The organism is Povalibacter uvarum (genome assembly GCF_014202975.1).
In the GTDB taxonomy this organism is placed as follows: Bacteria; Pseudomonadota; Gammaproteobacteria; order Steroidobacterales; family Steroidobacteraceae; genus Steroidobacter; species Steroidobacter uvarum.
On record NZ_JACHHZ010000004.1, the window covers coordinates 596159 to 622658 of the forward strand.

At 62.2% G+C, this 26500-nt stretch carries 23 protein-coding genes, 1 tRNA gene and 2 pseudogenes; 16 read left to right on the plus strand and 10 right to left on the minus strand.

Annotated features, from left to right (window positions below; all coding sequences use genetic code 11):
- Positions 1-298 precede the first annotated feature (298 nt).
- Positions 299-2080: an aspartate--tRNA ligase gene (gene aspS / locus HNQ60_RS18935; RefSeq protein ID WP_184334326.1), complete on the plus strand. Its 1782-nt coding sequence runs from the start codon at positions 299-301 to the stop codon at positions 2078-2080.
- A 105-nt stretch (positions 2081-2185) separates the two neighbouring features.
- Positions 2186-2833, plus strand: a complete 648-nt coding sequence (locus HNQ60_RS18940) for an esterase/lipase family protein (RefSeq protein ID WP_184334327.1) — start codon at positions 2186-2188, stop codon at positions 2831-2833.
- A gap of 121 nt (positions 2834-2954) precedes the next feature.
- Here HNQ60_RS18940 and mutS read toward each other — a convergent pair whose 3' ends face one another.
- Positions 2955-5513, minus strand: coding sequence for a DNA mismatch repair protein MutS (gene mutS, locus HNQ60_RS18945; RefSeq protein WP_184334328.1), 2559 nt, complete (start codon positions 5511-5513; stop codon positions 2955-2957).
- Between the two features lie 223 nt (positions 5514-5736).
- Here mutS and HNQ60_RS18950 point away from each other — a divergent pair, with 223 nt between their 5' ends.
- The 7 genes from HNQ60_RS18950 (at position 5737) to HNQ60_RS18980 (ending at position 12178) form a co-directional block, all read left to right on the plus strand.
- A complete protein-coding gene (locus HNQ60_RS18950; protein ID WP_184334329.1) occupies positions 5737-6243 on the plus strand; it encodes a CinA family protein in 507 nt (168 codons plus the stop codon).
- Positions 6236-6781 (plus strand): RNA 2',3'-cyclic phosphodiesterase, encoded by a 546-nt coding sequence (gene thpR, locus HNQ60_RS18955; protein WP_184334330.1) that lies wholly within the window; start codon positions 6236-6238, stop codon positions 6779-6781. Before HNQ60_RS18950 ends, thpR begins: the two co-directional genes overlap by 8 nt.
- Positions 6782-6904: 123 nt before the next feature.
- Entirely contained in the window at positions 6905-7945 is a 1041-nt protein-coding gene (gene recA / locus HNQ60_RS18960; protein ID WP_184334331.1) for a recombinase RecA, read from the plus strand.
- Positions 7946-8063: 118 nt separating this feature from the next.
- Positions 8064-8492, plus strand: coding sequence for a regulatory protein RecX (locus tag HNQ60_RS18965; RefSeq protein WP_221304290.1), 429 nt, complete (start codon positions 8064-8066; stop codon positions 8490-8492).
- Positions 8493-8702: 210 nt separating this feature from the next.
- Entirely contained in the window at positions 8703-11327 is a 2625-nt protein-coding gene (gene alaS / locus HNQ60_RS18970; RefSeq protein WP_184334436.1) for an alanine--tRNA ligase, read from the plus strand.
- Between the two features lie 338 nt (positions 11328-11665).
- A complete protein-coding gene (csrA, locus tag HNQ60_RS18975; RefSeq protein WP_184334333.1) occupies positions 11666-11881 on the plus strand; it encodes a carbon storage regulator CsrA in 216 nt (71 codons plus the stop codon).
- A 206-nt stretch (positions 11882-12087) separates the two neighbouring features.
- Positions 12088-12178: transfer RNA gene (locus HNQ60_RS18980), tRNA-Ser, on the plus strand.
- Between the two features lie 248 nt (positions 12179-12426).
- Here HNQ60_RS18980 and HNQ60_RS28335 read toward each other — a convergent pair.
- Together HNQ60_RS28335 and HNQ60_RS18995 are read right to left on the minus strand one after the other, a co-directional pair.
- A pseudogene (locus HNQ60_RS28335) lies at positions 12427-13485 on the minus strand (Arm DNA-binding domain-containing protein); the annotation flags it as partial.
- Positions 13467-13679 carry an excisionase gene (locus HNQ60_RS18995; protein WP_184334334.1) on the minus strand — a complete coding sequence of 71 codons (213 nt, stop codon included), beginning with the start codon at positions 13677-13679 and terminating at the stop codon, positions 13467-13469. The gene HNQ60_RS18995 and the pseudogene HNQ60_RS28335, both read right to left, overlap by 19 nt.
- 1000 nt (positions 13680-14679) lie before the next feature.
- Here HNQ60_RS18995 and HNQ60_RS28430 point away from each other — a divergent pair.
- Positions 14680-15324 (plus strand): annotated as a pseudogene (locus HNQ60_RS28430) (calcium-binding protein); the annotation flags it as partial.
- 704 nt (positions 15325-16028) lie between these two features.
- Here HNQ60_RS28430 and HNQ60_RS19020 read toward each other — a convergent pair.
- Together HNQ60_RS19020 and HNQ60_RS19025 are read right to left on the minus strand one after the other, a co-directional pair.
- Positions 16029-16571: a hypothetical protein gene (locus tag HNQ60_RS19020; protein WP_184334336.1), complete on the minus strand. Its 543-nt coding sequence runs from the start codon at positions 16569-16571 to the stop codon at positions 16029-16031.
- Positions 16564-17100: an RNA polymerase sigma factor gene (locus HNQ60_RS19025; protein ID WP_322096885.1), complete on the minus strand. Its 537-nt coding sequence runs from the start codon at positions 17098-17100 to the stop codon at positions 16564-16566. The genes HNQ60_RS19020 and HNQ60_RS19025 overlap by 8 nt, the downstream gene beginning before the upstream one ends.
- Positions 17101-17780: 680 nt before the next feature.
- Here HNQ60_RS19025 and HNQ60_RS19030 point away from each other — a divergent pair.
- The gene (locus HNQ60_RS19030) at positions 17781-18053 is read left to right on the plus strand and encodes a hypothetical protein (protein WP_184334338.1); all 273 of its coding nucleotides are present in this window, start codon (positions 17781-17783) and stop codon (positions 18051-18053) included.
- Between the two features lie 209 nt (positions 18054-18262).
- On the opposite strand, the gene HNQ60_RS27945 is transcribed toward HNQ60_RS19030, so the two are convergent.
- Genes HNQ60_RS27945 through HNQ60_RS19050 form a run of 5 tightly spaced genes read right to left on the minus strand, consistent with a single transcriptional unit; the run spans position 18263 to position 20339 of the window.
- Positions 18263-18496, minus strand: coding sequence for a GDCCVxC domain-containing (seleno)protein (locus tag HNQ60_RS27945; protein ID WP_281382777.1), 234 nt, complete (start codon positions 18494-18496; stop codon positions 18263-18265).
- 13 nt (positions 18497-18509) lie between these two features.
- Entirely contained in the window at positions 18510-18875 is a 366-nt protein-coding gene (locus tag HNQ60_RS19035; protein WP_184334339.1) for an FAD-dependent oxidoreductase, read from the minus strand.
- Positions 18872-19630 carry an organomercurial lyase gene (gene merB, locus HNQ60_RS19040; RefSeq protein WP_184334340.1) on the minus strand — a complete coding sequence of 253 codons (759 nt, stop codon included), beginning with the start codon at positions 19628-19630 and terminating at the stop codon, positions 18872-18874. The genes HNQ60_RS19035 and merB overlap by 4 nt, the downstream gene beginning before the upstream one ends.
- 7 nt (positions 19631-19637) lie before the next feature.
- A complete protein-coding gene (merP, locus tag HNQ60_RS19045; protein ID WP_184334341.1) occupies positions 19638-19925 on the minus strand; it encodes a mercury resistance system periplasmic binding protein MerP in 288 nt (95 codons plus the stop codon).
- An 18-nt stretch (positions 19926-19943) separates the two neighbouring features.
- On the minus strand, positions 19944-20339 hold the full coding sequence (locus HNQ60_RS19050; protein WP_184334342.1) for a mercuric transporter MerT family protein: 396 nt from the start codon (positions 20337-20339) through the stop codon (positions 19944-19946).
- A 76-nt stretch (positions 20340-20415) separates the two neighbouring features.
- Between HNQ60_RS19050 and HNQ60_RS27950 the strand changes: the two genes are divergently transcribed.
- From HNQ60_RS27950 to HNQ60_RS19075, 5 genes are all read left to right on the plus strand, one after another.
- Complete coding sequence (locus tag HNQ60_RS27950; protein ID WP_322096886.1) at positions 20416-20889, plus strand: MerR family transcriptional regulator; 474 nt, start codon at positions 20416-20418, stop codon at positions 20887-20889.
- Positions 20890-21936: 1047 nt separating this feature from the next.
- A complete protein-coding gene (locus HNQ60_RS19060; protein WP_184334343.1) occupies positions 21937-22395 on the plus strand; it encodes a MerR family transcriptional regulator in 459 nt (152 codons plus the stop codon).
- The gene (locus HNQ60_RS19065) at positions 22382-24247 is read left to right on the plus strand and encodes a copper resistance system multicopper oxidase (RefSeq protein ID WP_281382779.1); all 1866 of its coding nucleotides are present in this window, start codon (positions 22382-22384) and stop codon (positions 24245-24247) included. Before HNQ60_RS19060 ends, HNQ60_RS19065 begins: the two co-directional genes overlap by 14 nt.
- Complete coding sequence (locus tag HNQ60_RS19070; protein WP_221304293.1) at positions 24244-25176, plus strand: copper resistance protein B; 933 nt, start codon at positions 24244-24246, stop codon at positions 25174-25176. The genes HNQ60_RS19065 and HNQ60_RS19070 overlap by 4 nt, the downstream gene beginning before the upstream one ends.
- 103 nt (positions 25177-25279) lie before the next feature.
- Positions 25280-26362, plus strand: a complete 1083-nt coding sequence (locus HNQ60_RS19075; protein WP_184334344.1) for a c-type cytochrome — start codon at positions 25280-25282, stop codon at positions 26360-26362.
- The last annotated feature ends 138 nt before the right edge of the window (positions 26363-26500 follow it).

A 26500-nucleotide genomic window follows, 5' to 3' on the forward strand; every position in this document is an offset into this window, starting at 1 on the left:
CCGGACGTCGGGCCGAAGGCCCGGATCGCTGGCGCGATGACGTCCGACTGAAGTCGGACCCACAGCAAAGACGCGAGCAACCCCCGGATTCGCCCGGAAAAATCGCCGTTTCCTTGCGCCGCTTCAGGCCCCTCCGTAACATCGCGCGCCTGCGAAGCCAGTCTTTAGCCATTTAGCCGGCTAGCCCGCTAGCTTCGGAACGTGGCACTGCGCCCTTCCACAGCTTCCGCGGGGTGATCTTCGTACCCGTTTCTTACTCTGGCTAGCTGCTAGCAGGCTAGCCGCCAGGTGCTTCTTCATGCGCTCTCATTATTGCGGTCAGGTCAACGAATCCCTCATCGGACAGGAAGTCAGCGTCGCCGGCTGGGTCCATCGCCGGCGCGATCATGGCGGGGTGATCTTCGTCGATCTGCGCGATCGCGAGGGCCTGCTGCAGGTCGTGTTCGACCCTGATCGCAAGGAAGTCTTCCAGAACGCCGAGCGCCTGCGCAGCGAGTTCTGCGTCCACATCACCGGCAAGGTGCGCGCTCGTCCGTCGGGGACTGCGAACGCCAACCTCGCGTCGGGCCAGATCGAAGTGCTCGCGCACGAGCTCGAGATTCTCAACCGATCCGAGACGCCGCCGTTCCATCACGACGAAGCGACGAACGAGGAGCTGCGCCTCAAGTACCGCTACATCGATCTGCGTCGCGACGTGATGCAGCAGCGCCTGCGCCTGCGCCACAAGGTGACGCGTGCGATGCGCGCGTTCCTCGACGAGAACGGCTTCATCGACGTCGAAACGCCGATGCTGACCAAGGCGACGCCGGAAGGCGCGCGCGACTATCTCGTGCCGAGCCGAACGCATCCAGGTCATTTCTTCGCGCTGCCGCAGTCGCCGCAGCTGTTCAAGCAGCTGCTGATGATGTCGGGCTTCGATCGCTACTATCAGATCGTCAAGTGCTTCCGCGACGAAGACCTGCGCGCCGACCGCCAGCCCGAATTCACCCAGCTCGATATCGAGACTTCGTTCATGAACGAAGCCGAGATCACGGGGCTCATGGAGAAGCTCGCGCGCTATCTGTTCAAGGCCGCGATCAACGTCGATCTGCCCGATCCGTTCCCGCGCATGACGTACGAAGAAGCGATGCGCCGCTACGGCTCCGACAAGCCCGATCTGCGTATCCCGCTCGAGCTCGTCGACATCGCGGATCTGGTGAAGGATTGCGAGTTCAAAGTGTTTGCTGGTCCGGCTTCGAGCGCCGATGGTCGTGTCGCTGCGCTGCGCGTGCCGGAAGGCGGCACGAAGTTGTCGCGCAAGCAGATCGACGACTACACACCGTTCGTCGGCCGCTACGGCGCGAAGGGCCTCGCGTATGTAAAGGTCAACGAGAAGGCGAAGGGCCGCGACGGCCTGCAGTCGCCGATCCTGAAGTTCCTCAGTGATGCCGCCGTCAGCGGCATCCTCGAACGCACCGGCGCGCAGGATGGCGAACTGATTTTCTTCGGCGCCGACAAGGCGAAGGTCGTGAACGACGCGCTGGGTGCATTGCGTCTGAAAGTCGGCCAGGACCTCGGCCTCGTCGCCAACGCCTGGCGTCCGCTGTGGGTCGTGAACTTCCCGATGTTCGAATGGGATGCGGACGCGAAGCGCTGGGGCGCGATGCATCATCCGTTCACGGCGCCGCGCGAACCGGATCCGTCGACGCTCAAGGCCGACCCGGCCAATGCCGTGAGCCAGGGTTACGACATGGTGTTGAACGGTTCGGAAATCGGCGGCGGCTCGGTGCGTATCCATCGCGCCGAAATGCAGTCGGCGGTGTTCGATCTGCTCGGCATCGGCCCGGAGGAACAGATCCGCAAATTCGGCTTCCTGCTCGAAGCTCTCAAGTTCGGCACACCGCCCCACGGCGGTATCGCCTTCGGTCTCGATCGTCTCGTCATGCTGATGGCCGGCGCGGACAGCATCCGCGATGTCATCGCGTTCCCGAAAACGCAGACCGCCGCGGATCTGATGACCGACGCCCCGACGACCGTCAGCGAGCAGCAGCTGAAGGAACTGCATGTGCGGGTGAAGCTGCCGGTGAAGGCGGCCGACTGACGTCGGCCGCCAGCCTGCTAGCCGTTAGCCGGCTAGCCAGAGTCGCTCGAAGGTACGCCGTCTTGATTCCCTACTTCTTCCTTCTGGCTCGGGGCTAGCTGGCTAATGGCTACCGGCTCTCCTCTCATCGTCCTCGTCCACGGTCTCTGGATGTCCGGCTTCGAGCTGGGCGTCCTGCGCAGTCGTCTCGAAGCCTCCGGTCGCTTTCGCGCGGTGGGCTTCTCCTATCCCTCGTTGCGCGGCTCGATGGCTGATCACGTCCGGAGCCTGATCGATTTTGCGCACGCGCAGAAAGCGGATGAGCTGCACTTCGTCGGGCACAGTCTGGGCGGGCTCGTGGTGTTGAACGCGTTGAGCGTTACCGACGACCTGCCTCCCGGTCGTGCTGTGCTGCTTGGAACGCCGCTGCAGGGATCGAAAGCCGCACAGGGCGTTGCGCGCTGGGTGCCGTTCGGCAAGGCGATCCTGGGATCGGCCGTCAATGCAGAGATCGTGCAGTGGCAGCCGAGGGAATGGTCGGGTCGTCGCGAGGTCGGTGTGATCGCGGGCTCGATGGGGCTCGGGCTCGGTCGCCTGTTCGCTGAGCTCAACACCGATCACGACGGTACGGTGATGGTGGAAGAGACGAAGCTGCCGGGCGCGAAAGATCACAAGATTCTCGCCATCTCCCACACGGGGATGTTGTTCTCGGCGGGCGTGGCCGAGGAGGCGGAGCACTTTCTGGTGCGCGGCAGTTTCAGGCGCGAAGGCTGATCGCAATCCGTCATTCCCGCGAAAGCGGGAATCCATCCCTTCTCCGGATGGATCCCCGCTTTCGCGGGGATGACGGAGCTGCGCTGGGAGATGACGGAGCTGCGCGGGGTGACGTCGGCTCTCACTGAGCCGTCAGGTTCTTCAGCTTGTACAGCGCCTCGAGCGCCGCTCGCGGTGTCAGCGAATCCGGATCGAGTTCCTTCAGCGCGGTGACCGCTGCGTGTTCTTCCGTCTCGGGCGCCATTTCCAGCAGCAGTTCCTGTTGCGGTCGCGGTTCATGCGCCGCGGCGGATCGCCGTTCCAGTTCGCGCAGGTATTTGCGGGCCGCCGTGATCACCTTCGGAGGGACACCGGCGAGCGCGGCCACCTGCAATCCGTAGCTCTGGTTCGCGGGGCCTTCCTTTACGGTGTGCAGGAAGATCAGGCGATCTCCATGTTCGGTCGCGTCCAGGTGCACGTTTGCGCAGCCTTCCAGTTCCCGGCCGAGTGACGTCAGCTCGAAGTAGTGAGTCGCAAACAGCGTGAACGCGCGAACGCTCTTCGCAATGTGGGTTGCGCATGCCCACGCGAGCGACAAGCCGTCGTAGGTGCTCGTGCCGCGGCCGATCTCGTCCATCAGCACGAGGCTCTGATCCGTCGCGTTGTTGAGGATGTTGGCGGCTTCCGTCATCTCGAGCATGAACGTCGAACGTCCGCCCGCGAGATCGTCGGAAGCGCCGATACGCGTGAAGACGCGATCGACAGGCCCGACACGCGCCGAACTCGCGGGAACATAGCTCCCGATACGCGCCAGAATGACGATCAACGCCGTCTGTCGCATGAACGTCGACTTGCCGCCCATGTTCGGGCCGGTGATCACGAGCATGCGCCGGTCGTCGCGGAACTGCAGGTCGTTGGGAACGAAAGGCTGGTCGATGAAGCGCTCGACGACCGGATGCCGGCCCTCGGTGATCTCGATCACGGGGTCGTCGGTCAGCGTTGGAGGCGCGTATCGCAGCGATATGGCGCGCTCGGCAAAGTTGGCGAGCACGTCGAGCGCGGCCAATGCGGCAGCGGTGCTCTGCAGTTCGGCCAGCCGCGTGATCAGTTGATCGAGCAGCGCGTCGTAGAGGAGTTTCTCGCGCGCCAGTGCGCGATCGCGCGCGCCCAGCACTTTGTCCTCGAACTCCTTCAACTCGGGCGTGATGTAGCGCTCGGCATTCTTCACGGTCTGGCGACGGTGATAGTCCGGCGGCACCTTGTCGGCGAGGCTGCGGCTGAGTTCGATGTAGTAGCCCTGGACGCGGTTGTAGCCGAGCCGCAGGTTTGCGATGCCGGTGCGCTCACGCTCGCGCGCTTCCAGGTCGAGCAGGTACTGATCGGAGTGCTCGCTGATGAGCTTGAGCTCATCCAGTTCCGGGTCGTAGCCGGGAGCAATCACGCCTCCATCGCGCAGAATCGGTGGCGGTGCTTCGATGATCGCGCGCGTGAGCAGCGCATGCAGATCAGGGTACGTGCCGACCTGCTGCGCGAGCTGTTTGAGAAGCGGTGCCTCTTCTCCCGCAAGAAGCTGCTGCAGTTCCGGCAGCCTGGCGAGCGCGTCGCGCAACTGCGCGAGATCGCGGGGCCGGGCACTCTTGAGCGCGACTCGGGCGAGACCGCGCTCGATGTCACCGACGTGGTTCAGCACATCGTGCACTGACGAATAGAGCCCTTGCTCGATGAGGGCACGCACGGCGCTGAGACGCAGCTCGACGGCTTGCCGGTCGCGCAGCGGACGATGCAGCCAGCGGCGCAACTCACGTCCACCCATTGCGGTGGCCGTCTGATCGAGCACCGCAGCAACGGTGCATTCAGGCCGGTCGGCCAGGCTGATATCGAGCTCGAGATTGCGACGTGTCGCGGCATCGAGCAGCACGGCTTCGCTGCGTTCCTCCGTTCGCAATCCTCGCAAGTGGGGCAGCGCGGCCTTCTGCGTATCGCGAACGTACTGGAGCAGCGCACCCGCCGCGCGGATCGCGAAGGTGTAACTGTCGCAGCCGAATCCGGAGAGATCGCGCGTCGCGAATTGCTCGCACAGCGTTCGAGCGGATGTGTCGAGATCGAAATGCCAGATCGGCCGTTCGCGCACATGGGCGGCAACACCGGCCAGCGGAGTCTGTTCGGATACCAGGATTTCAGCGGGCCGGAGACGTTCGATCTCGCTGGTGAGCGCCTCATCGCCGGCGCCTTCCAGCACGCTGAATCGGCCGCTCGACAGCTCGAGCCACGCGAGCCCGAATTTCTCCTGCTCGCGATACAGCGCGGCCAGCAACGTATCGCGGCGCGCGTCGAGGAATGCATCGTCAGTCACCGTCCCGGGCGTGACGACGCGGACGACCTGACGCTCAACGGGACCCTTCGATTTGGCGGGATCGCCGATCTGCTCGCAGATCGCCACGGATTCGCCTCTTCGCACGAGCCGGGCGAGATAGCTTTCCGCGCTGTGATAAGGCACGCCGGCCATCGGGATCGGCTGGCCCGCCGATTGGCCGCGAGCAGTCAGCGTGATGTCGAGCAGGCGCGCGGCCCGCTTCGCATCGTCGAAGAACAGCTCGTAGAAATCGCCCATCCGGTAGAACAGCAGCGAGTCGGGGTACTGCGCCTTGAGGCGCAGGTACTGCTGCATGACGGGGGTATGGGTTTCGAGCGCTGCGGACATTGGGAAAGAAGTGACTGGCGGATAGCGGATGGCGGATGGGCAAGAGAGTCCCCAGCGCGGATCTTGGTCGTGTCCAGTTCGGGGAATGCCGATTGTGCTTGGTCGCGCAGCCGCTGCACAGCTTGACGGACGGTGGAAGTTTAGGGTCCGTACGTAAAAGTCCATTGGCCCCAACGATTGGAGCGAGGCGTATTCTTTGCGTACCGTCCACGGCGTTGTTCCCATGTCTCAAATCAGTGATACCGAACTGAGCCGGCTCGCCACCAAGGTCGGCGCCCAGTTGCTCGATTCAGAGCGTCGTCTCGTTACCGCCGAATCCTGCAGTGGCGGGTGGATCGGCAAGGCGCTGACCGACGTTCCCGGCAGCTCGGGGTTCTATCTGGGTGGTGTCGTTTCCTACAGCAACACGCTCAAGCAGAGCCTGCTGGGCGTGCTGCCCTCGACGCTTGCCCAGCACGGCGCTGTCAGCGAAGCGGCCGTGCACGAGATGGCGATCGGGGCGCTGGAGACACTCGGTGGTCACATCGCGGTGGCGGTGAGCGGGATTGCCGGGCCGGAGGGCGGGCAGCCGGGCAAACCGGTCGGCACAGTCTGGTTCGGATGGGCGTGGCGCGAGGGCGATGAGATCGAGAGTCGCACTGCCCTCGAAACTTTCAGCGGCGATCGCGAAGCGGTGCGGCGGCAGATCGTGCAGCGAGCACTCGGTGAGATCCTGAAACTCGATGTCTGAATCGATCGAGGCCGGCCCAGCCCAGCACCGGCTGTTCTTCGCTCTCTGGCCCGACGATGCGCTGCGTCAGCAGATCGAGCGCAACACGTGCCAGGCCATCAAGGAAGCCGGCGGACGGAGAATTCCTGCTGGCAATTTTCACGTCACACTGGTCTTCATCGGCGAGGTGCCTGAGCAGCAGGTCGCCGGCGTGATCGCTGCGGCGTGCGAAGTACGCGCGCAACCCTTCGCCCTGACGCTGGACATGCTCGAGTCGTGGACCGGCGCGGACGTGCTGGTCTACAGCGGCGAGCAAGCACCGCCGGCGCTGGGCGCGCTGGTCGACCGTTTGCGAATCAGTCTCTTGCGCCACCAATTCAAACTGCAGCGTCAGACTTTCAAGCCGCACATCACGCTGGTCCGCAGATTGCCGCGACGACTGCCGAAGCGGCCGCTCGCGGCGCTGCAATGGCCTGTCAGCGACTTCGCTCTGGTCGAATCCCGCGGCGGTCCGGACGGCTCCATCTACACGGTGATCGGTCGCTGGCCGCTTGCCTGAGAGCGCCAGATCCATTACTGTACAAATACACAGTTTAACGACGGATCGATCCCGCGCCCGGGAAGTAGAGTTCCGGCTCCCGTTCGACCCGTTCAATGTATCGACAGATTGCAGGACACCAAGATGGAAGAAAATCGCAAGAAGGCGCTCGTTGCTGCGCTCGGACAGATTGAGAAGCAGTTCGGCAAGGGCTCGGTCATGCGTCTTGGCGATGCCAGCGCGTCTTACGACGTCGAAGTCGTTTCGACCGGGTCGCTCGGCCTGGACATCGCGCTCGGTGTCGGCGGCCTGCCGCGCGGACGCATCATCGAGATCTACGGGCCGGAATCCTCCGGTAAGACGACGCTCACGTTGCAGGCGATCGCGGAAGCGCAGCGCTCCGGCGGTACGGCGGCTTTCGTCGACGCGGAACACGCACTCGATCCTTCCTACGCAGCGAAACTGGGCGTGAACGTTCAGGAACTGCTGGTTTCGCAGCCCGACACGGGCGAGCAGGCGCTGGAGATCACGGACATGCTGGTGCGCTCCGGCGCCGTCGACATCGTCGTCGTCGACTCCGTTGCGGCACTGACGCCCAAGGCTGAAATCGAAGGCGAAATGGGCGATTCGCACATGGGTCTGCAGGCGCGCCTCATGTCGCAGGCGCTGCGCAAGCTCACCGGCAACATCAAGCGGTCGAACACCATCGTCATCTTCATCAACCAGATCCGTATGAAGATCGGCGTGATGTTCGGCAACCCGGAAACGACGACCGGCGGCAACGCGCTCAAGTTCTACGCGTCGGTCCGTCTCGACATTCGCCGCATCGGTGCGCTCAAGAACGGCGAGGAAGTCATCGGCAACCAGACCCGCGTGAAAGTGGTCAAGAACAAGGTCGCCCCGCCGTTCCGCGAGGTGGAGTTCGAGATCATGTACGGCGCGGGCATTTCGCGCATGGGCGAGCTGATCGATATCGGCGTGGCCCACGGGCTGATCGAGAAGTCCGGCTCCTGGTACAGCTACAACGGCGAGCGCATTGGGCAGGGCAAGGAAAACGCACGGACGTTCCTCGATACCCATCCCGAGATCGCCAACACCATCGACGCCAAGCTGCGCGAGAAGCTGCTCCCGGCTCGCAAAGGTGAGGCGCTGAAGGGTGAGGCACTGAAGGATGAGGTCGTCTAAATTCTTCCGGGGTTCTCGCGGCCGTGCTGACGACGGCCGCGGACCAGGTCCGGCGCTCGACCCCCAAGAACTCGACCCCAAAGAGATTGAGAAGGCCGTCGAGATCACGGCGGTCCGATTGCTGGCCCGGCGCGAGCACGCAGTCGAGGAACTGAGGCGGAAGCTTCGCTCCAAGGGTCACGCCGACGAGGCGATCGATCCTGTGCTGACCCGCCTGACCGCCAAGCGCCTGGTGTCAGACGATCGCTTCGTGACGAGCTTCGTTCACCATCATGCGCAGCGGGGGCAGGGGCCCATTCGCATCCGGGCGGAGCTTCGACAGCAGGGAATCGCTGACGAGGCCATCGATGCCGCTCTCGAAAATACCAATACAGACTGGGGCTTGCAGGCTCAGTCCGTCCGTCAGCGCAAGTTCGGGGCCGCACTGCCCGCGGGCATGGCCGAGCGTGCAAAGCAGGCGCGCTTCCTTCAATATCGCGGCTTTAGCTCAGACCAGATCCGGGCCGCCCTGAAGGCAGACGTGGAATCCTGGAGCCTGCCCGAGTGATGGGGATCGTCGCGCTGCTGCGACGGAACGACAGCCAGCGTCGATCTCGATAGCGCGTCAGCGCCGGGTTCGATGGAGTCGTCGCTCCGCGTAGCCGTAGCCGCTATCCGCTCCCGCGCAGATTCCTCCCGCTTTCCTGTCGCACCGGCCAGGCCTGGGACGGATCCCGATCCTCAATCAGCTCATATTGGTATGACGACCCCGAAGCGCCTGTCGAGCGCCGCGTTGCGCGCGCTGTTCCTCGAATTCTTCCGTGAAAACGGCCATCAGGTCGTTGCCTCCAGCTCGCTGGTGCCCGGCAACGATCCGACGCTGCTGTTCACGAATGCCGGCATGGTCCAGTTCAAGGACGTGTTTCTCGGCAAGGACAAGCGCAGCTACAACCGCGCCGCCAGCTCGCAGCGGTGCGTTCGCGCGGGCGGCAAGCACAACGATCTCGAGAACGTGGGCTACACCGCGCGACACCACACCTTCTTCGAGATGCTGGGCAATTTCAGTTTCGGCGACTACTTCAAGAAGGACGCGATCCGCCTTGCCTGGGATCTCGTGACCGGTAGCCGGTGGCTCGGCATCGATCCGCAGAAACTGATGGTCACCGTCTATCACACGGACGACGAGGCATTCGACATCTGGCACAAGCAAGTGGGCCTGCCTGCGGATCGCATCGTTCGTATCGGCGACAAGCCGGGCGGCGGCTCGGACAACTTCTGGCAGATGGGCGAGACGGGTCCGTGTGGTCCCTGCACGGAAATTTTCTATGATCATGGCGCTCACATCCCGGGCGGCCCTCCGGGCTCTCCCGACGCCGATGGCGACCGCTGGATCGAGATCTGGAATCTCGTCTTCATGCAGTTCGATCGTTCCGCGGACGGCGTGCTGACGCCGCTGCCCAAGCCTTCCGTCGATACCGGCATGGGACTCGAGCGCACCGCGGCCGTCATGCAGGGTGTGCACTCGAACTATGAGATCGATCTGTTCGTCAATCTCATCAAGGCCGCCGCCAAGGTAACGAACACGGCGGATCTTTCTTCGAACTCGCTGAAGGTGATCGCTGACCACATCCGCGCATGCTCCTTCCTGATCGGCGATGGCGTGCTGCCGTCCAACGAAGGCCGGGGCTACGTTTTGCGCCGGATCATCCGTCGCGCCATTCGTCACGGCTACCAGCTCGGTCAGACGCAGCCGTTTTTCTATTCGCTCGTTGCAGCGCTCGAAGCGGAGATGGGCGAGGCCTTCCCCGAGCTGAAGGCGCAGCGCGCTCACATCGAGCGCGTGCTGAGGCAGGAAGAAGAACGCTTTGCGGAGACCCTGACGCAGGGCATGTCGCTGCTCGAAGGAGCGATCGGCGATCTCAAAGGCAAAGTGATCCCCGGCGAGACGGTATTCCGTCTCTACGACACATACGGATTCCCTGTCGATCTGACCGCGGATATCGCGCGCGAGCGCGGCCTGTCGATTGACGAACCGGGCTTTGAATCAGCGATGGAGGCGCAGCGCGAGCGCGCGCGAGCCGCAAGCAAGTTCGGCGTCGACCTGCGCAGCAACGTCTCCATCGAAGGCAAGACCAGCTTCAGCGGCTATGAAGGTCTCCAGGACAGCGCGACGATCGTTGCGTTGCTGCGAGGCTCCGAGCAGGTTCAGGCGCTGCGTGCGGGTGAGGAGGGCCGTGTGATTCTCGATCGCACGCCGTTCTACGCGGAAAGCGGCGGCCAGGTTGGAGATCAGGGTGTCCTGAGCAGCTCCGGCGGTCGCTTCGAAGTCATCGACACGCTGAAGCTCAACGCGTCTCACGCGCACCTCGGCAAGGTTGCTTCGGGCGAGCTGAAGGTTGGGGATCGCGTGCAGGCAACTGTCGATGCGGCTCGTCGTCGCGCGACGATGCAGAATCACACGGCAACACATCTCTTGCACGCCGCCTTGCGCAAAGTGCTCGGCACGCACGTCACCCAGAAAGGTTCGCTGGTCGCGCCCGATCGCTTGCGCTTCGACTTCTCGCATTACGCAGCTGTCACGCCGGCGGAGCTCAAGGAGATCGAGCGGCTCGTGAACGACGAGATCCGCGCCAACGCGGCGGCCGAAATCAGCTTGATGCAGTACGACGCCGCTGTCGCCTCCGGCGCCATGGCGCTCTTCGGCGAGAAGTACGAAGACGAAGTGCGCGTCCTTCGCATCGGCGAATTCTCCACCGAGCTCTGTGGCGGCACTCATGTGAGCCGCGCAGGCGATATCGGGCTGTTCAAGATCACGAGCGAAGGCGGTGTGGCCGCCGGCATTCGTCGCATTGAGGCGGTGACGGGGCAGGGTGCGCTCGACTGGGTGACGCAGACCGACCAGGTGCTGCGCGACCTGGCAGCGCTGGTCAAAGGCTCCCGCGAAGACGTCGAGGACAAGGTTCGCCAGCTGATCGACCGCAGCCGCAAGCTCGAGAAAGAGGTCAGCGGCCTGAAGCAGAAGCTCGCGAGCGGCCAGAGCCAGGATCTGTCGGCCGGTGCAGTCGATGTGGCGGGGCTGAAGGTCGTCGCTACCCGCGTGGACGGGGCCGATGCGGCGACATTGCGTACCGCGCTCGATCAGCTGAAAGACAAGCTCAAAACGGCAGCAATCGTCCTGGCTTCCGTTCAGGAAGGCGACAAGGTGGCGGTCATCGCCGGCGTTACGAGCGATTCGACTTCGCGCATCAAGGCGGGCGATCTCGTGAACGTGGTCGCGCAGAAGATCGGCGGCCGCGGTGGCGGTCGGCCCGACATGGCGCAGGCCGGCGGCAACGATCCGTCGAAACTCGACGAGGCGCTCGAAGGCGTCGTGCCGTGGGTTCAATCGCAATTGCGTGCATGACCGATCACGCCCGCGATTGCTTCTACAGAGTTTTGCGTCCTACTGGTTATGTCCGTATACAGCGTTATGTAGATGAATCGCTGTCGCTGCACATGCAGCAAAAGGCTTTAAAAACAGGCTCGCGAGCACACACAGGGACGAAGAAAAATTTTTTGTAAGAAAGTGTTCTCCCTGTGAGGGAATTTTCGATATTCAGGGAAATCCCGATCCCCAATCGAAAAACCGTGGCCTACTCTGACTTCACGGTGAAAGGTAATTGCAAGCTTTGACAGGCAGTGATCCTCGCTGCCGGAGCAAGTCAATTTCGATCACTCGGCTTTGACAGCAAGGAGCAAACCATGTTGATCCTGACACGGCGCGTCGGTGAGACCGTGATGATCGGTAACGATGTCACAGTGACCGTTCTTGGCGTCAAGGGCAACCAAGTCCGTGTCGGCGTGAATGCGCCGAAGGAAGTTGCCGTGCATCGCGAAGAGATCTACGAGCGCATCAAGCGTGAAGAGCAGGCAGCTGGCACTGGCGCCAAGCACCCTGCCTCGGGCGTAGGCTCCTGAGGCGATCTTCAGAACCTCCCGCGGAGCGATGCCCGGCACCGCTCCGCGGCTCCGGGTTCCTCGATTCCCACCTACTCGAGTATTTACGTCCCCCCTCGCGGCCAGTATTCTTGCCGGCCTTCTAGGTTGGCCTCGTCCGGCCAGAAGCGCGGAATCACGCGCGCCGGCAGGTGCAACTGAGGCCGGACAATCAGCTTTTTCGTAGCGGAGAGATGGCCGAGTGGTCGAAGGCGCACCCCTGCTAAGGGTGTATGGGTCAAAAGCCCATCGAGGGTTCGAATCCCTCTCTCTCCGCCATATATTTCCTTGCACTTTCCGGGACTTAGCCGGTGCCCACCTCCCTCTAGTGCCAAACTAGTGCCAAATTCCGGGGATGCGAGGGGCACGACGACCGCCGCGTCAACGGTTCGTGTCCGCAACGAGGGGCTCGACTCCATCGCCCGCTTGATCATCTCGATGTCCTTCTCCTGCGCACCTTCCGTCCACGCGGCATAGGTCGTCAGCATCGTCTGCACGCTGTGGCCATGTTGCTTGGCGACCCACAGCGGGTTTTTGCCGATCATCAGATTCCAGCTCACCGAGGAGTGCCGCGCGTTGTATGCGTCGCGGTAACGCATTTTCAGTCGGCGCAGGGTGCTGCGCCAACGGATCCAAGGGTACTGAAGGTTGCGGATGGGGTTCCCGTCCGCCTGGAAGAACAGTTCGTCGTGCTGGATCTCGCCGGCGAGCTTGAGCCGGGCGCGCAGGTCGAACTGGCGCTTCAGGACTTCGAGCGCCCGCGGACAGAGCTCGACGATCCGATCCTCACTCGTCTTCGTGCGATCCTTGTCGCGCGCCATCACGCGCGCCTTCGTCACGCTGATCTTGCCCTGCACGAGATCGCAGTCGGAGACGAGCAGGGCGATTTGCTCGGAAGGACGGAGCCCCGTGAAGAACCGGAACTCATCGTAGTTGCCTTGCGCCTCGCCCCAATCCGCGTGGACGCCGGCAATGATTGTCTCCGCCTCATCGATGGTGAAGGGATCGATCGCTGGACGATCCTTCTTCGTGATGCGAAAGCCTTTCAGCCCAGATGCGGGGTTATGCTTCTCCGGGTGGTCCTTGTAGCCATACTCGAACGCACAGCGCAGCGCGCTGATGTTGTTGTTGTACGTCTTCTTTGACCACGCATGCTTGTTCGCGATCTTCGCAAGCTGCGTGTAGCGAACGCTCTCGAACAACTCCTGCGCGATCTCGGGACGCCACACCGAGTCGATGATCTTGCGATAACCGTCGACGGTGGCGAAGGCGAGATCCTTCTTCACCATGCGCGACTCGCAATGCGCGAGGAACTCATTGAACAACTCGTTGCACGTGCGCGCACCGCGCACGTCTCCGAGATTCTCCATGAGGCGATAGTCCGGGAACTCTTCGGCGAACGAGAACACGCCGTTCGCGATGCGCGCCTTGATGTCCCCGAGTTGCTTGCGCGCACGCCGCAGGTTCGCCTCCGTCGGCACGCGCGTGAGCGTGGGGCGGTAGCGCACGCCCTGATACTCGAAATCGAACTGGATTCGATCCGAGCCCTTGGGCCGCACACCGCCGGTTACAGATTTTCGACCCATCGCTGATAACCCTGGATGTCGATCATGATGTGGCCGTCCGGAGCGCGTCGCCAGACCTTCCCCTCGATCCAATCACCGCGTTCGATCTTCCGCTCCATCGCCTTGACCGTGTAACCAGTAATCGCATTGGCGAGCGGAAGGAGCACGTAGCGCGCAGGTACGACGACCACGGGCGGCAGATTGGGCTGATTCATGGTTCGATCCGCCCATCATCAGCAAACGGCAACTCCATCGGCTCACCCTGAGAAGAAGGAGGGACGCGGGTCGATGTGGTGATCCCGCTCGCATGCGATCGCTGTAGCCACGGGCGCCGGCACAACGTGGTGCTGCGTCGATCCCGCCGCGCGCAGCGGCGTGTGGCGCGGCGCCGCTCTGCCCGAGACCGAATGCGTCCGCAAGGGATCCCAGAGCAATTCGCCAAATCGGCGCTCGCCGGGAGTCCCGCTGCCTCGAGAAGCCAGCGCTGCACATCGCGTCGGTGCCAGCCGATCGCGCGCCCGCGAAACCGCCGCGGCTTTGGAAATTGCCCGACGAATGCAAGCGTCGCCAGGATCCATCGCGGCCGACGAGTCAGGCGCGCCACCTCGTGCGCGCCGAGGATCTCGTTCCACGCCGGCAGCTTCTCATTCACCCACTTCGACAAAGCGACGTTGCTTCGGGGAATGATGGCCGGCGTGTTCGTCTCCGATTCGGGTGTGTCCTTGCGCATAAAAGGTCGTGCTCATGATCTGCGGTTCCGATCGCTTAGGGACGAGTTGTCACTCGATGACGATCATGGTGAGCGGAGGCAAGAAAATCAGCCCGGAGAATCGCGGAAAATTTCGACGAAATTCGACCCTCTGTTCTTAACTCTGTTGCACTCGGATAGGCAAGCAGTTTGCCTCTGAATAATCACCGATAAAACCGGCGAAACTCGGGCGGACTCGCCGGGTGCAGGCACTTGTAAAGGCCGATACGCATGGGTCAGGGCGAGTTTCGCCGATTCGGGCGAAACTCAGGGCCACGGGGGCCGCACGCAAAGAGCGAGGCCCGAACTGCCACGCCGAAACGTGCAGCGATAGGGAGCGATCCGACGACGCAGCTTCCATAAACGGATGGACTCTCAAGCCCTGTCGCGCATGATGGTCAGCGAGGCCAAGCGGGCAACGAGCGCGCCAGGAGGGCTCGAGGACACGATTGTCGAGAACGTCAGTGGGTATGGATCTCGTGCAGGCCTCCGTGAGCTACGTGCTCGGCAGCAACATCGAGAACCTAACGCTGACCGGAACGAGCGCGATCGACGGAACCGGCAATGCTCTTAACAACGTGCTGACAGGTAACTCGGCTGCCAACACGCTCGCCGGTGGAGCAGGTAACGATACCTACGTCCTCGACAGCGCCAGCGATACGATCGTTGAACTCCTCGGTGAGGGAACGGATACCGTACAGTCGTCCGCGACCGTAACGCTTTCGGCGAACGTAGAGAATCTCATGCTCACAGAAGTGCGGCGCTCATCGGCACGGGTAGTGAACTCAACAACGTGCTTACGGGCAACACGGGCGCGAACACGCTGGTCGGCGGTGCCGGCAACGATACGATCAACGGCGTGCCGACAGCATACAGGGGGCCAAGGAGACGACCTGTACTATGTAGACAACGCAGCCGATGCGATCGTGGAACTGGCGGGCGACGGCGTTGACTCGGTGCAAACGTCCGTCGCCTACAACCTTGCGGACCACGTGGAGAATCTGACGCTCACCGGCAGTTCTGGCTTCACGCTCGGAGGCAACAAACTCGACAACATTCTCATCGGCAACACCGGCAACAACACGCTCAATGGCTACGGCGGCAACGACATCTGTCGTGCATTCGATGAACTCGACTGGGATCTGATGCGTAGGGCGATCAGAAAGCACGTAAAGGATCCATGGGCACGGCTCTACATCGAAAGGTACGGATGATGGGAGCCGTATGACGGGAGACCGCCCCGTACGGTTCTGAGAGGAGCTCCGGCTGAAATGCCGGAGCCTACTCACCTCCCGGCATTGTCTGTGCGCGACAGGGTCAAGTGAATTCCTCAGCTAACTCAACATACTGGATCTGCCGCGGTCATTCGGCTCAGGGCCGTACTGGATGGCCACGGCACTTGCCAGCAGAAATAGCCATGCGAATGGATCTCGGCGCCGCACAGCCGAATGAAACGCGATAGGAACTTCGCCTGCGAAGCATGTGGAGAAAGGGCGTCAACGACCTCGCTGAAGTCCGCGGTTCGCGTCGTTTCAGGAAGGAGCTGTCACTCGGTGCGGATCATGGTGAACGCAGGCACGAAAGTCAGCCCGAGGAATCGCGGAAATTTCGACGAAACTGGAGCGGCGCAGCCAGATGTATGTTGCACGCGCGGCGTGCGTGTGCCGGTATCGCAGGAAAGATCGGCGAAACTAGAACGTACATCGGCGAACGGCGAGGCTCACATGGCGCGCTTGCCTGATGCCGGTGTGAATTCCGCCTGATGCCGGCCACTGATCCGCCGCATGGCGGCCACCGTCTTGAGGAGTTCCCCCTGTTACGGCGCCTGCGGCGTCATGCGAGAGCGAAGGAGGACGGCGACGACGGCGCTGCTCACGATGTACGCAGCCGCCAGGCTGAACGAAACAACGAGCCCAAGCTCGAGGGAACCTAAAGCCCCGAAGATCAACGCAACACTCGCAGAGGCAAACCAGACAAAGATGCCCGCTTGCCGTCGATGCAGTTCGTATCCCATCCATGCACCAGCGAGAGTCCCCGCCGCGATGCACACGGTGGTGCAGAGGGTGGGATTGGACGAGCTGCCTAGCTGCATCAACGCGATACAGACCAGCAAAGGCAGCGTTCCCGACTTCAGGCCCATATCCACGGCGTGCACACCACGCCGATCCAGCCAACGCAGAGCCACCGCGAGACCAACCGTGAGTAGCGCAAGCCAGGCGCAGGCTCGCGGAGTTTCGCTCAGTAGTACGCACACCGTACTGAGCGGCAACAAGAACAGCAGCACGCGCGATGACATTCGCAACCGGCCGAGTTCGTACGCGCGCAGTGCGCGCTCGCGTAACTGCTCTTGATCAACCATAAAGCTTGCTCCACACCGTGCGTAGCCTTCCGAGCGCACGCTGGCGGCGCTTTCGAATCGCCGTACCAGTGAGCCCTGTATCGGAGCCTCGCTCGCCGATCCCGAGCAGCGCCCGGTCTGCATCGCTGAGCTCACCGAGCGCACCCATCAGAGTCCGCGAGATCTCCTGGTCGATCATCAGATCGACAGGTGAAGGCATTGGATCGGTCGGCTCGGAGTCCTCCGCCAGTGGCGGGACCTCTCGGCGTCGTTGCAATCGACGCAGATGTGTTCGGACTTCGAATGCGGCGATCGCATAGACCCACGTAAGACCGTCGCGGCTGCGGTCATAGTCGGCGATGCGCGAGGCAACCTTCACGAACACCTCCTGAGCGACATCCTCGGCGTCCGCGACCTCACGCACAGTTTTCCGCACAAAGGCCAGGATCACTGGCCAGAGCTCGGTCATGACCATCGTAAACGCGGACCGGTCTCCATCGGCCAAGCGCGACAGGGCATTACTGATAGCGGTGCGGCGAGCAGCATCCATCCTGTGGCAATTGTCACAGAGCGCCTCGTTCGCTGACCAGCCGCGACCTACGCAATAGGCGGCAGGCTGCCGAACGTGACCGCCCTCGTCGAGCCTCGGTCACGCTTTGATGATTCATGCCTACAGTGAGTGACTGAGCTTGTGCATGGCCGAATCGTTTGGGAACTTAACTTCAATGCTGTGCCGTCTTGCGACCTTGTGCGTGCTGTTGTTGAGCCTTGCGGGGGTTGTCCCAGCGGCAGTGGCATGCGCTTCTGGGGCGAAGAGTGCCGACTGCTGTCCGATGGGCCAGCCGTGCGAGACAGAGAGCGCTGCTGCGTTCGCGGGATCCGCCCCAAGCGCGTGCTGCACTGCACAGCCTGCGCCAACGCGCATTGCTGCCGTAGTCAGCGGGCCGAGCGATCGACGCTTTGCAGATTCATTGCTACCTGATCACGCGGCCGCGCCCGCGTCAGAAACTTGCGGTTCCTTTCGTTCTTTGCGCGAGCAGCCAGCGCTCGTCGTCTCTGTCCGGGTCAGAGTCGACCAACAGCAGATCTATCTGCGCACCGGTCGACTGCGACTCTAAATACATACCTCACACGGGCTGAGTGGGCTCGGCCTGTGCCGTTAGACGACTCGCGTGCATGAGGGGCTCATCTCCGCTGCGCGCCGTACTTCCGAATTTTTAGGTGATTGCAATGAACACTCGCAACCGTTTCCGCGACGTCTTGTTCGCGTCCATTACCGCAGCAACATTCCTGGGTCTGCAACCGGTCATCGCGGTCGCCCAGCCAAAGGCAGATCAGCAGCAAGCGCAAGAGCGAGCCGAGGCGCAAGAACGAGCGAAGGCACAGGCACGCGACACTGGCCACTGCAAGAAGTACGTCCGTGAGCACCGCGGGCACCCTGATCCTGCAAAGGGCGTGGACATCGTCAAAGTTGTGTACGTCCCGTGCTCGAAGAAGGGCTGAGTGCGTGGGTCGCGGACGCACGCCGGCCGAAACAGTTTCCTTGCGACAGCCGGCGTTGTCGCGCACGCCTTTTTCGTCACACTTTGTGTCGGCCGTCGCACGAAAGGTGTCGAACAATGAGGAGCCGGCAGGGCTGAAGGAAAGCGATCGGGTCGAGTTCCAGATCGCACGCCCGTTGAGTCGCCGTAGTCACGACGTGCGCCCCATATTCATCGCCCAACATCGGTCGAAGCAGTGGGGTGTGCGCAGCAGGATTCTGCGGATTGCATCGGAGGGCACGGTACCGATCCATACGAGCAGAAGACGCAGCAATGCCCGGCCTGCGGGCGCAGCAATGTCTTGCAGCGCGTGCATTCAAAGAAGTAGATACAAGCGTCTGTTGGCATCGTCTCGATGGAAACGTGACCACAAGCGGGGCAGGTGATGTGCGATTCGAGAATCATGATGCGACCAATTTCATCGTCGGGATGGCCGAAGGTTGCGCGTGCATTGACCCAAACGATCGCCAACGTTCGGCCGGGGCGATCCAGCCAGGCTTCCGCAACGGCAGTCAAGCATCTGCGCGCTCGCGTCGATGCCGGCGAATCGATGGGCGAAGCGCGCACTGTGCATGGCTTCAGTGGTTCGGATGAGCGTCTTCGATGGAACGCAGCCGATGTTGACGCAGATTCCGCCGATCGTGCTATGACCTACCAGCGGTATCCGTGCGCCAAGCTCTGCACCTCGAATTGCGGCAGAGAAACCGGCTGAGCCAGCACCGATTACCGCGAGGTCATAGCGCTTCTCAGGAGCGGCGCGCGATGCGCAGCATGCTTCAGTCATGTGGCGACCGCTCCGCTTTCGTTAGCCTTCAGACTGTTTTCAAAGATCGCGCGGCCGGTCTCGAGCCCTTCTTCCATCGATAGTCGAAAGCCGCGCGAGTCCTCGCCCTGCCGCTGCCGCCAAGCCGCAAGGTGTTCGTCGCTGCAGAAGAACGCCAGCACTTTGCACAAAGAGTTCGCTGCGCATCCATGCTCATAGCGTATGCCAGACCACACGATCGCCGTCTCGGGTGTCCAGTAGGCAAGCTCTCTGCCGCGGTTCAAGGTCGCGACCTCGATGGCAGTGCCGCACATTCTGCAGCTCGACCGGATCCGGACGTCTCGATCGTACATGGCGCCGATGCCGAGCGCGTCGATCGCGCACATCGCGTTCAGTGCCTGCAGAGCCAGATCAACGCGGTGCCCGGTCTCAGCTTCAGTGAACGGATACGCCCCGATGATCCGACCAGTTTGGCTATCGCGAACGATGACGTCTTGCGCCTCCAGGTTCATAAGCACTGCTTGCAACTGCGATGCTGTCAATCCAACTCGTGTAGCGAGATCCGCAATCGCCGGCGCGCGTCCTTGCTCGGCGTACATCTGTAGAAGGGCAATCCGCACCCGGTCCTCTTCAGCCGATAGTCCGCACCAGCTGATGAGAGCGCCCGCGTTCTCGATGGCGAGCAGAGCCTCTCGAGCGCGCGGCGAGGCTACGCCGGATCGATTGGCTGCTGCGACAGTGGTGGGCGTGCAGCAGTGCCGAACGTTGTTACCCATGCGAGCCCTACCTTTCGACAACACGAGAGGGAAAGCCCACATCGGCGGTTGCCTTGGTCAGCCCGGCAACACTAGTGGCAGCGTCATCGAATGTGACGGTGGCGCTCTTCTCTTCAAAGGAAACGTCTGCCCGCTTTACGCCTGAAACCCGCGTGAGAGCTTGCTTCACGATATAGGGGCAACTCGCGCAGGTCATCTTGTCGACGGCGAGCGTCACAGTGCGTTCGCCGGCGAGGGCCACTGAGCTGGCAAGCAGCGCTGCGGAAACCGCGATGATTCGTGCGGGTCGATGCATAGAAGTCACTCCTGAGAGCTAGGTGCCCAACAAAGCCGGCGCGACGTAAGGAAACAGCATGGCTGCTGCGACCAACGCTGTGGCGACCCACAGCGCGATTTCGACAAGTCGATTTGGCAGGGGGCGAGCGCACGCTTTCCCGTCTGCACATTCCGGACTTGGGCGGCGATAGACGAGATAGAAGCCAGCAGCGAGAAAGAGGAGTGTGATCGTGATGAAGATCCACTGATAGGGAGCAAGGACAGTCAAATTGCCGAGCCAGGCCCCGCTGATGCCCAGGCTGAACAGGACCAGCGGCAGCACGCAACAGGATGACGCGGCGAGCGCACCGAAAAGTCCGCCCACTGCGAGAAGACCTCCGCGACGGGTCCGCTGCTCGGACATGTCTGTGGGTCCGTTCATTGCTTCGCTCATCTCTCTGCACTTCAATGAAATCAGGACGAGCGTAGACTAGGACCTGTAGCGGCTACAGATTCAAGAGGAATCTTCAGTGAACCAGCGAACGGCTCCGAAGCCGGTCCAGTTGACCATCGGCAGCCTGTCGCGGCGCGCCGCCGTCAAGATCGAAACCGTTCGGTACTACGAGCGCGTCGGTCTGCTGCCGGCGCCCCCGCGTACTGAAGGCGGACATCGGTTGTACGGTGAGCCCCACGTGAAGAGGCTCACATTCGTACGGCGTGCGCGTGAGCTGGGGTTCACGCTCGAGGAGATTCGGGCGCTCCTGCGTCTCGTCGATGAACGCCCGCCATCGTGCGCGAGAGCACGCACGCTCGCGACAAAACATCTCACCGATGTGCGTGAGAAGATTGCGGACCTGAAGCGGATGGAGCGTGTACTCACACAAACTGTCGCACTGTGCGAACAGGGTGATCGGCCAGAGTGTCCGTTACTCGAGGCGCTGTTCCGCGAGAACGGGTCGGGGGTATCAGCGCAGCGTTCGCGGCGTGGTGCGGAGACGGACTAGGTAGGACATTACCCAAAGTCTGCATCCGACATCGAATGCGAGGAATCCAAATCTACCGCGGGCGAGAGCAGCGGCTATCGGTAGCACCATCGCCGCCATCCTGGCCTGTGAGCCTACACGACCGTCGACGTTCTGGGTCTCGATCGGGGCACGCGAGCGTTGACGGCCAAGCGCGACATTGCATCCGTTACGAGTCGCCGGAACTTGTTCGCGCGGGACCCAGGTCTGCTCGAGGACAATGTGGCGCTCGCAAGGTTGAGGTTGGTCTCGGGAAGATACGCGTTGTGTGCTCATTCCCTCGCGATTCTGCCCGCCGTCGGCCTGCGTGCTTCGTCAACCCTCAAGCATGCTTGTTGTTCCTGGAATTGCTTGATTCTGCAAAGACAAACCTGGAGTTCTCTCCAGACTTGTCCCAGACCGGCAACGCTGCTGTAGGGAGATTCTTAGCCGCTCGCGATTGCGGCACTGAGCTGGGGAGGCTACCCTTGCCGAGTGCAACGTCAGCTCCTCCATCGCTGGTCTATCGTTCTGCTGCTCATCGCGCGATTCGTAGTGGGCGACTTTGCGCATGCGATGCCGCATCAAGGCGAGCCCAACAACGCGCAAGCCCTTGCAGCAGCGAACGCTCAGGAAATGCCGTGCCCCGATCATGCTGGAACGACAGATGCGGGTGAGTTCTCGACGGATTCCGATGACCTGACAAGCAATCCCACCGATCCAACTTCGCATGGCACACATTGCTGCCAAACTTCGTGCGATTGCCCCTGCCTGCATCTGTCAGCGCTCGCGATATCCAACGTGAGCGCGGGCGTTGCAACACGTGAGCAACTCTTGATTTCGGTCGCCGTGCTCGGACACACCCCGAATCGCATCTTCCTGTTGTTCCGCCCTCCCGCCTGACGCTCGCTCCACCGTCGCGGTTAGCGCCGCGGCAGCGCTGCTGCCGCAATCAAACGCGCTTGAACTCGAGGATCCGCTGAATCCTGTGCTCGCGCGCTCCGATGCGCCTTGTGCAGCGATGCAGCCAGCACGTCCGCGGAGTCTTCCATGCATGGGTTATCGATTGGCCGGCTCGCAAAGCTCGCCAATGTCAGCACCGACACCATCCGGTTCTACGAGAAGGCCGGGTTATTGGCGCCGCCCGTCCGGCGCCCGTCCGGATTCCGGGAGTATTCGCTGATCGACTTGAAGCGACTCAAGTTCATTCGCTGCGGACGCTTCCTGGGTTTCTCGCTGGAGGAAATTGGCGAGCTGCTCATGCTGAAGGGCGGATTGCCCGCAGGCAGCGTAGTCCGTCAGCGGTTGCAGGTCATCGATCGGATGATCGAGGAACTCACGCGCTGGCGCCGCAGTCTGATCGACTTTCTCGAGATACCCGCGACGGGTGAGCCCGGCGGACACTCCATCCTCGATTGTTTTACTGACGAGTCAACAGACGCTGCGGCGGTCGCGTTCCTCACGCGGTCGTCGCAGGAATCGCAAAGAGATTGTCATGGCCAACTTTGATCCATTGCGCGCCCCGACCTGGGGCATGAGTCGCAGACGTTTCTTGACGACTGCGGGTGCCGGGCTGTTCGTACTCGGTAGCGTCCGAAACGCATGGCCGCAGAGGGCGCAACAAAGCGTTCTCTCCGGCACGGAATTCGACCTTCAGATCGGCGAGACATCCGTGAATTTCACTGGCAAGTCGCGCATCGGCACGGTAGTGAACGGGCAAGTGCCAGCGCCGCTGCTGCGCTGGCGCGAAGGCGACACAATCACGTTGCGTGTCTCGAATCGGTTGCCGGTGCGCAGCTCGATTCACTGGCACGGCATGATCGTGCCCGCGGACATGGATGGCGTGCCGGGCTTGAGCTTCGAAGGCATTCCGAGCGGAGGCATGTATGTCTACCGCTTCAAAGTGAATCAGTACGGCACCTACTGGTATCACGCACACTCGCGATTTCAAGAGCAGACCGGACTCTATGGGCCGATCGTGATCGAGCCGCGCGGCGGAGAGCGCCACCACGCCGATCGCGAGTATGTGGTCTTGCTCTCCGATTGGACCGACACGGATCCCGAACGAATTTTCGCGACACTGAAAAAGCAGAGCGACTATTTCAACTTCGGCAAGCGCACGGCTGGGGACTTCTTCGAGGACGTGCGCGAGAAGGGGTGGCGGGAGACGGTGGCGGACCGGCGCATGTGGGGACAGATGCGCATGAATCCCACCGACATCCTCGACGTCTCCGGCTATGCGTACACGTATCTGATGAACGGTGTCGCTCCGGCGAATAACTGGACGGGGTTGTTCTCGCGCGGTGAGAAGGTACGTCTGCGCTTCATCAATGGCTCCGCGATGAGCATCTTCGATGTGCGCATCCCCGGTCTCAAACTCACGGTGGTGGCGGCCGACGGCCAAGATGTCGAGCCGGTCACCGTGGATGAATTTCGGATCGCCACGGCGGAAACGTACGACGTGATCGTCGAGCCCAAGGACGACCGCGCCTACACGATCTTCGCGCAGTCGATGGATCGGTCAGGCTACGCCCGCGGCACGCTCGCGCCGGCGGCTGGAATGCAAGCGGAGATTCCGCCACTCGATCCGCGCCCGCTGCTCACCATGGCGGATATGGGAATGGCCCATGATATGGGCGGGATGAGCCATGACGGGATGCTTGGCAGCTCGCAGTCCCCCTCAATGGATCATGGATCGATGCAAGGCATGGATCACAGTGCGATGAATCACGGCGACCAGCCCTCAAACGAGCAAGTTGATCATGCAGCGATGGGACACGGCGGGATGCAGCAGGGTGAGGTAACTGCTGCCGCGCCGCGCCATGCGCCCCGCGAACTTGGGCCGATGGTCGACGCGCGCGCTGAGCAGGTGAACACTCGACTGGACGACCCAGGCGTCGGGCTGCGTGACAACGGCCGGCGAGTGCTGAACTACGCGGACCTGCACACGCTTGGCGGTCCTATCGACCGACGCGACCCCGGCCGGGAGATCGAGTTGCATCTCACCGGGCACATGGAGCGATTCGTCTGGTCGTTCAGCGGACGGAAGTTCTCCGAGGCAGAGCCGCTGCAGTTCAACTATGGCGAGCGCTTGCGCATCACGCTCGTGAACGACTCGATGATGACGCATCCGATTCACCTGCACGGAATGTGGAGCGAAGTCGAGACCGAGAAGGGCGAGTTCCAGGTTCGCAAGCACACGATCACGGTTAATCCGGCACAGCGGATCAGCTATGCCGTCACGGCCGATGCGCTCGGCCGTTGGGCCTATCATTGCCATCTGCTGTACCACATGGAAGCGGGCATGTTTCGCGAAGTCGAGGTCGCGGAGCACGGAGCGCATCAGGGAGATCACACATGAGCCGCTTCGCGACGTTTGCAACTCTCCTGGCTGTCGTGCTCGGCAGTGCAGCTGCGCGCGCGGCCGAAGATCAAGCTCACCAGCATGAGCAGCAATCAAAGCCCAAGCCCGAGGGACACGGCTCACGTCAACACCCTGCCGAGCACGATACGACAACGGCTGACCCGCATGCGCAGCATGCGAAGGCGGCAGAGAATGAGCCCACCGAAAGCGAACGGCGGCACGTCCCGCCCGACCCGCCGCAACATCCGCTGCGCGACATGTCGAACAAACGAATGATCGAGCTCATGCAGATGGAGGACGACGCGCCGTACAGCATGTGGTTGCTCGATCAGCTGGAATGGCGCGAGATCGACAACGAGAACGCGCTGTCGTGGGACGGCCAGGCGTGGTACGGCACTGACTACAACAAAGCCTGGTTCAAGACCGAGGGCGAGCGCGTCGAAGGTGATTACGAAGGACGCGCCGAGCTGTTCTGGGATCGCATCATTGGCCGGTGGTGGCACCTTCAGACGGGCATTCGCCATGATGTCGGCGAGGGTCCGTCGCGCACCTGGGCGGCCTTCGGTGTCCAGGGACTCGCGCCCTACTGGTTCGAGGTCGAAGCGACCGCGTATGTGGGTGAAGGAGGTCGCACGGCGGCGGGATTCTCGGCGGAATACGAGTTGCTGCTCACGCAGCGTCTCATTCTGCAGCCAAAGATCGAGTTTGATCTTTACGGCGAAGACGATCCGCGCAACGGAATCGGTTCGGGTTTGGCGGATTCGGAGCTTGGTCTGCGGCTGAGATATGAAATCCGCCGAGAGATTGCGCCCTATATCGGGATCGTGTGGACGCGTTCGTACGGAGATACCGCCGACTTCGCACGCGCTGCAGGTCATGACGATGATGATGTGCAGTTCGTCGCCGGCGTGCGGGCGTGGTTCTAAGGCACGCTCATCATCGTTACAACACTTCGATCAACAAAACCTCGGCGCCGACAAGCACGTCAGGGTGGGGCTCGGCCATCTTTTTGAGTGAAGGAGCAGAAGCATGAAGAGAATAATGCTTACCGTCGTCTCCGTGCTGGTCGCGCTCGTAGCGATGGCGGCCCTGATCATCGCGACGGGCATCTACAACGTTGCCGCTGATGAGCCTCATTCGTCGCTCGTTTCTCGCACACTTGAAAGCGCGCGCGAGCGCTCGATTGCCATGCGCGCCAACGAGATCGAGGTGCCGCACCTGGACGATCCAGCGAGGGTGCGCCGCGGGGCCGGCAACTACGACGCGATGTGCGTGGGTTGCCATCTCGCACCTGGCAAGGCGGCGTCGGAGCTGCGCTCGGGCTTGTATCCAAGTCCGCCCAATCTGACGGAACGCCAGCACCTGGACCCGGCGGAGGCGTTCTGGGTGATCAAGCACGGCATCAAGTCCACGGGCATGCCTGCGTGGGGCAAGAGCATGCAAGACCCGTACGTCTGGGACCTCGTGGCATTCGTGCGCGCGCTCCCCTCATTGTCGGCCGAGCAGTACGCGACGGAAGTGGAGGCGAGCGAAGGACACTCGCATGCGGGTGGTGAGTCAACCGATGACAGTCATGAAGAAGGTGCGCGGCACGATGAGCATTCAGCAGGGAGTCCTGAGCACGACGACAAAGGCGCCCTCGCGCACGACCACTCGGATGCGAAGCCGGCGACGGCCACGACACACGCCCATGCTGACGGCACGCAGCACATGCATGAGGCAGAGGCTGGTATGCCCGTTGCCGTAGTCATTGCGCTCCATGATGCGTTGTCGGGCGGTCACGCCAGAAAGGTTGAAGCACTGCTCGACCCGAACGTGTTGATTCTGGAAGGCGGGAATGTGGAGCGTTCCAGAAAGGAGTACGCCGCGCATCACATGCCGTCCGATCTCAAGTTCATGCAGGCGCTCACCTACAAGCTTGAACGTCAGAGTGGCGACACGGTCGGCGACTTGGCGTGGGTCGTGAGCGAGGCGCGCTTGACCGGCGCGCGTGAAGGAAAGCCGGTTGATCTCGTGAGCACTGAGACGCTCGTGCTCAAGAAATCGAGCGCCGGATGGAAGGTTGTTCACATCCATTGGTCATCACGGCCCGCTGCGAAGCAGCCCGTATGAAGGCAGCCGTCAGATCCGGAGGACTCTCGTGAATACGAACAGACTGATGATGAGCGCTCTGATTGCGGTTTTCGACTCCTGGGCGCCCGGACAGTTCGGCAATCAGTCCAGCACAGGCATCCGCCCGTCCTGGGACCT